The sequence below is a fragment of the Gilvibacter sp. genome, assembly GCF_013214815.1.
In the GTDB taxonomy this organism is placed as follows: Bacteria; Bacteroidota; Bacteroidia; order Flavobacteriales; family Flavobacteriaceae; genus Gilvibacter.
Genome location: NZ_JABSPU010000141.1, coordinates 1 through 2,248, shown reverse-complemented (window position 1 = coordinate 2,248; position 2,248 = coordinate 1). Strand labels below are relative to the sequence as shown.

At 45.1% G+C, this 2,248-nt stretch carries 3 protein-coding genes; all 3 read right to left on the bottom strand.

The window, feature by feature from the left end; genetic code table 11:
- Window positions 1–298: 298 nt before the first annotated feature.
- Window positions 299–1,237: a glycosyltransferase family 2 protein gene (locus tag HRT75_RS14645; protein WP_291188331.1), complete on the bottom strand. Its 939-nt coding sequence runs from the start codon at window positions 1,235–1,237 to the stop codon at window positions 299–301.
- Window positions 1,238–1,375: 138 nt separating this feature from the next.
- On the bottom strand, window positions 1,376–1,774 hold the full coding sequence (locus HRT75_RS14640; RefSeq protein ID WP_291188327.1) for a prepilin-type N-terminal cleavage/methylation domain-containing protein: 399 nt from the start codon (window positions 1,772–1,774) through the stop codon (window positions 1,376–1,378).
- A 220-nt stretch (window positions 1,775–1,994) separates the two neighbouring features.
- Window positions 1,995–2,248: hypothetical protein (locus tag HRT75_RS14635; RefSeq protein WP_291188324.1), on the bottom strand; the 254-nt coding region annotated here is incomplete at its 5' end.

Sequence of the window (2,248 nt, the reverse complement as noted above, 5' to 3'; positions counted from 1 at the left end):
GGTGAACCATTTTTTCCGAAATATCAATTCCCACTCCTTGACGCAGTGGAATTCGGTTAAGCAAACCTCCTACCCCACATCCTGCCTCAAGAACCCGTTGATCTGACTGGATGTGATGGCTCATCAAACGGGCTATCTGCCTGTGGAAGCCCCGTTGCCGTCGTCGGGCAAGTGAGTCCGCTTCTGCCAGTGCATCGAAATGAGACTCAAAATCAAACTTGTTCGGTCCAGTCATCAGCATCGGATGCTCTGCAAGCCTAACAAATTATCGAGTAAAAATTCTAGACGACTCATTGCATCAGACAGTCTCAGATATATGATTTGATGGATCCTGCTTAGACTGCCGGTTTATGATCTCTGCTACCAAACCCAAAGACACAAGCTGCGCTCCAAGCAAAAGCAGCAAAATCCCCAAGAAAAATAGCGGTCGACCGCCAATCCCCTCTCCAAAGAAAATCTTCATAAAGGACAGATAAAAGAGAATCAAAAATCCGATCGAGCCAAACAAGAGGCCCGCTCCTCCAAAAATATGAGCTGGTCGCCGCAAATAGCGGGTCAATACAATCACCGTGATTAAATCCAACAGGCCCTTTACAAAACGCTTGCTTCCGTACTTAGAGACTCCGTGAAGGCGCGGCAGATGATTTACCGGTAACTCACCAATACGGAAACCTTCTGCATCGGCGAGAATAGGGATGAATCGATGCAGCTCTCCAAACAGCTTCACGCGTTTTACCACAATGCCTCGATAAGCTTTAAACCCACAATTGAAGTCATGGAGTTGAACTCCGCTGCCGACTCGAGCCAGGGCGTTGAACACCCGTGACGGCAAAGTCTTATCGATAGGGTCGTGGCGCACTTGTTTCCAGCCCGAGACAAGATCATAGCCCTGATCCAACTTGCTTAGGAAATTGGGAATTTCCTGCGGATCATCTTGTAGGTCCGAGTCCATAGTAATCACCACATCTGCATCGGCCTCGTCAAAACCGAGCTGCAATGCTTCAGCTTTGCCAAAATTGCGTCTCAACCGCAGCCCATGAACGCGAGTTGGGTTTTCTATTTTTAAGTCACAGATCGCTTTCCATGAGTCGTCTCCACTCCCATCGTCCACAAAATAATAACCGTGCTCCCAGCCATCAAGCTCTGACACGACAGCTTCGATCCGTTCATACAATTCGATAACGGTCGCCTCCTCATTATAGACAGGAATGATAAAACTCAGTTTCCGATGGCTCATGTGGCAGCTTCATTCAACGTCGCTGAAAACAAAAGTTTTGCAGAGCATGCAACAGCTCAGGACTGGTTTTCGACGAAGACACAAAAAGCCGCACCCACAAGGATGCAGCTTTGGTGATGATATTTTTTTTATTCCCAATTAAAGGGAAAAGGTAAGAGCGGTTGCACCTGAGGTAGGTGTATGATCGTCAGTGCCGCCGCCACCTGCGCCATTTGGTAGACCAGAAATATTGAATGTTTTACCCTGAGTAAGGGTAGCTGGATAAGGCTCGCCCAAGATTTTCAATGCATCAGAATCTGCGGCATTGATATAGCTGTCAAAACCTACAAGATCATCCAACCCAGCTTTCGTTATACCAAATTCCAGGAAATATTGGTTGGCTGCCGCTTGAATTTGGCGTCCGTTGTTCACGATCGACTTATTCTGTGAGTTAGTGCGCACTTTTTGGAATGCGGGCACCGCCATCGCTGCAAGAAGACCAATGATGACAACCACGATCATAATCTCGACGAGAGTGAATCCTTTTTTATTTTTCATAAGTATTATATCAATGATTTATTAATAGAGTATAATTTACATGCTTTACGTGCAGAATAGTATGAAACGGCTTCAACAATTTGGACTCAATTTTAAAAGCATAAAACCACCGTTTTTTGACGTTCATTTAGCGAATTCATTACCAAATTTTCTCAGGCTACTTTGAAAATCATATACAAATGGCCAAAGATAGATTGATAACATCTTAAAGGTGTATGCTTTACTTGGGTGTCGAATAAAGGCGCAGACCGTGATCAGGAATCCTTGAGAACCAAAAAGCCTCAGGATCTTCTTTATAAAGCCTTACTTCCTCTTCAGTCAGCTCAAACTCAGGGTTCAAATCTCTTTCATGCAAGCCATCAATTACTACTAAACGCACTGTGTGGTAGGGCTTAAAAGGAAATTCTGCTATCACACGCCCTCTGACAGGTAGTATCAAGTTTTCTGAGGCCGAAGAATACTCCACCCTATCTT

Bases quoted from the DNA above. Each gene is read 5' to 3' on its own strand.
- HRT75_RS14640 (WP_291188327.1), bottom strand. From the start codon at position 1,774: ATGAAAAATAAAAAAGGATTCACTCTCGTCGAGATTATGATCGTGGTT.
- HRT75_RS14645 (WP_291188331.1), bottom strand. From the start codon at position 1,237: ATGAGCCATCGGAAACTGAGTTTTATCATTCCTGTCTATAATGAGGAG.